The sequence below is a fragment of the Thermodesulfitimonas sp. genome, assembly GCF_052743955.1.
In genome coordinates this window covers 1-3,130 of the sequence record NZ_JBRAIN010000066.1, presented here as the reverse complement: position 1 = coordinate 3,130, position 3,130 = coordinate 1, and the positions used below count along the sequence as shown (strand labels likewise).

4 protein-coding genes are annotated in these 3,130 nt (G+C 55.8%); all 4 read right to left on the bottom strand.

The window, feature by feature from the left end; all coding sequences use genetic code 11:
- Nucleotides 1–227: hypothetical protein (locus ACUVTA_RS06750; protein WP_445952195.1), on the bottom strand; the 227-nt coding region annotated here is incomplete at its 3' end.
- A 312-nt stretch (nucleotides 228–539) separates the two neighbouring features.
- A complete protein-coding gene (locus ACUVTA_RS06745) occupies nucleotides 540–1,436 on the bottom strand; it encodes a WG repeat-containing protein (RefSeq protein WP_445952194.1) in 897 nt (298 codons plus the stop codon).
- Between the two features lie 190 nt (nucleotides 1,437–1,626).
- On the bottom strand, nucleotides 1,627–1,878 hold the full coding sequence (locus ACUVTA_RS06740; protein WP_445952193.1) for a hypothetical protein: 252 nt from the start codon (nucleotides 1,876–1,878) through the stop codon (nucleotides 1,627–1,629).
- A gap of 351 nt (nucleotides 1,879–2,229) precedes the next feature.
- Nucleotides 2,230–2,763, bottom strand: a complete 534-nt coding sequence (locus tag ACUVTA_RS06735) for a hypothetical protein (protein ID WP_445952192.1) — start codon at nucleotides 2,761–2,763, stop codon at nucleotides 2,230–2,232.
- Nucleotides 2,764–3,130: the final 367 nt, after the last annotated feature.

Here is a 3,130-nt window from a genome sequence, read left to right as displayed (position 1 = left end):
CCTCCGGCTGATTTGGAGAGCAGTTTTAACTCCCGCTCCAGCACCTTCCAGTGCCTCTGCCGGCTGCGCTGCTCGATGTAATCAGCCGCCGCTTTCTCCAGTACTTTCAGGTCAGAAGGCATGGGTTCTATGCCCCCTGGGGTCGTCCGCCGGTCGGCCGAGCACCCGACCACTTTAAGGCCGGCCGCGACCGCCAGAGACAGTGCCAGCACTATCACCGGCAGCACTCGCCACCGGGCATCAAATCTCCTGACTCTTTTCCTCGATAGACCTGCTCCACCCCGACGACGAGCTTCCCCGGAGTACACTGTGGACACTTCCCGCATACTTTTTTCTGCCCGCCGGGCACCAGCCCCGTATTCCAACAGCCAAGGTATCTCACCGCATTCTATTGCCCGAACACGTCTCTTCGCCTCACACTCACCAAGCCACGCTGAAACAAACCCACGGCAGGCCCGCTTTGAACTTTAACGACCACCTCGAAATGCCTGCCGTAGACGGCACAGTACACGGGACATCCTCCCGTCCAGGCCTTAAGGCTATTTACTCGGATACCATACGTGCTTCCCCGTGTTATCGATGTACCTCCACCTGCCGCCGTGCACTAAATCAACGCCCACTTCCGCCAGGCCGCTATGAAATCCCCCGGCCGACTCAAACCGCGGCCCAATGACCATATTCCCATTCTTGTCGATGTACCCCCAGAGATTACCCGACCCGCATCCGACCTTCACGGGTGCCAGACCCTCGGAAAAATTGCCTGGCACTATAATATCGTCCCGGTCGATCACCACTCTGCCGGTCCGGTCGATGTAAACCCACTTGCCGGAAGGGTTGCCAGGGGAAGCGACAAGGACCGCCGCCAGTCCTTCCGAGAAATCCTGGGCGTCGTCAAACTGCGGACCGATGACGACCCTGCCGGTCTTGTCGATGTACCCCTGCTTCCGCCCGATCCAGACCCGCGCCAGACCTTCGGAAAAGGCGCACCCGTTCGAGAACTGCGGTTTGATGACGATTTTGCCCGTCCCATCTATGTACCCGAGAGCCCCGTCCACCCTCACGGGAAACAGTTCGCGCTCTTCGGGAACGCCACTGACCTCCGGCGTCCCCGTGAGGACGGTAGCGGTTTGCCCGTCCCAGAAAACGCCGGTGCCCAGGGACTCCGAGACGAAGCGCAGCGGGACCAGCGCGCGGCCGTTGACTATTCTGGCAGGCACGTCGAGCGCAACCGGCACGCCGTTCCTGTATGCGGCCCTTGCCCCTATCGCGGTGCGGACCGTGACCTGCTCTCTGGTTATGGTGACGGTCCGCGTCGCGCCGTCCCATTCAAGCAGTGCCCCCAGCACCTGAGAAATCACCCGCGCGGGGACGAGTACGCGACCCTGCTCTATGGCCGGAGGCACTTTGGACTCCAAGGGTTTGCCGTCAACCAGCACAAAGGGCGCGGCCCAGGCGGGTACGGCCTGTCCTGCGGCGGCAACACTAGTGCAGACCCGCTTTGACTGGTCAAAACGCCCTCAGAGACCAGCGGCTGCAGCCTGCTGAGGCAGCGGAGTTCTTTCCCCTGAACCGCGCTCAGGTATACCCACTTGGTGGCGCGGGTAATTCCAACGAACAGGAGGCGGATTATTGACTCCTCTTGCTTTTTAAGGAACATATTCCCGCGCCCACCAGAAAAAGAGACAAACAAGCAGGCGCATAATCCTCCAAAAACCGCGTCCCCTCCCGGATATCTTGCTTGATTTGCTCCCTGATTAGCAGCCCGAGTTTTTCTGTGTCCTCTGCCGAAAGCTCTACCTGCCCCAGGAAAGTGACGCCTTCCAATGTCCCCGAAAGAACCCGCTCGCACTCTGCCAAGTCGGCACATCTTTCCAGCATCGACAAATATCTCCCCTAGAATCAACATTGGGGAATTTTTACGGTATCAGTATTCGATGGTTTTCTACCAAATTCCTCCTCTTAACTCAGATTATGCAATGAGACAGCTCTTTCTTGGATAAGTTTCAAATCCGGCCGGTAATGGCGGTTTCCTTCCGAAAACCAACTGCCCTTGGTGAAAACTTTTTGTTATAATGGCGGGGCCAGTGTGAGTAACCGACCCCGTGGCCAACAAAACAACTCCCGTTAACTAAAGCACCGGGCATAGCGCAGAAAAACGCCCCGAGGCTGCAAGACCTGTCCCTTACGCACCTCCTGACGTTGGAGTATACGAGAGCTATATACCCCTTCTTATTCGAGCCGTATAGGTTTTATGGGTGCCGTTGGTGTCAGGCCATACGATAGCCATATACCCGTATTAAAGTTCTTGCCAAAAACGGAATGGTATGACCTTCGGGCTTCATAGAGCAACATGCCTGTGATTTCACCCAGGACATCCCATCCTTCAGGAAGAAAATTCCACCACCGATAAAGTGCAGCCGTAAAGTGCCAATGACCGAAGAAAAAAGTGTATATACAGCCATCCCACGCTAGCTCTCCTGTACTATCCACTACGAACCTGATCCGGCCGTTTTCTAATAGGTCAACAATCTCGCGGGCACGTTCGGTAGAGAGCTTGGCCTCCCACTTTTCTGGCTGCTCGAGCTCAGTCATTTCGTACTTTTCACGCAGCCCAACCCGTATGATGAAATCGGACGGCGCTGGCGACTGGCAAACGATATAGTAATCGGAAATCCAATTCCACACGGACCGTTTTTCCAGGAGAATCATTATTGAAGGGCTGAAAGGCGGCTGAACCACAACACCGCATACGGTTTGCGTCACTGGAATCCACCCTCCATTTCCTTTGAGAATTTTCAAATCCCCAGTCAGGAAATCGCCTTTCCAAGTGCTGGACGAAGCTTCTTTTGTCCCGAACTAATACCTTGAATTGATTTGCACTCAACCCAGGGCACCTCCAATACTGCCGCGGTTATTGGGGGAAGATAGTTTTTCGAAATTCCCCAAAAAATGCAGCGTTTGGGGAAGGAATCTGCTACGTTGAGGACGAAACAGTAGGGTGATGCTATGACTATCCGCTAACCGCGGGTAGGCGCGGGCCACGCAGGTGCGAGCTGCGTGGTCCGCCGTTTCTGTAAGCCTTCGTCGCCGGCGCTCAATTCTGCCCCAGTTCGTAAGCTAAAATAACAAC

Bases quoted from the DNA above. Each gene is read 5' to 3' on its own strand.
- ACUVTA_RS06740 (WP_445952193.1), bottom strand. From the start codon at position 1,878: ATGCTGGAAAGATGTGCCGACTTGGCAGAGTGCGAGCGGGTTCTTTCG.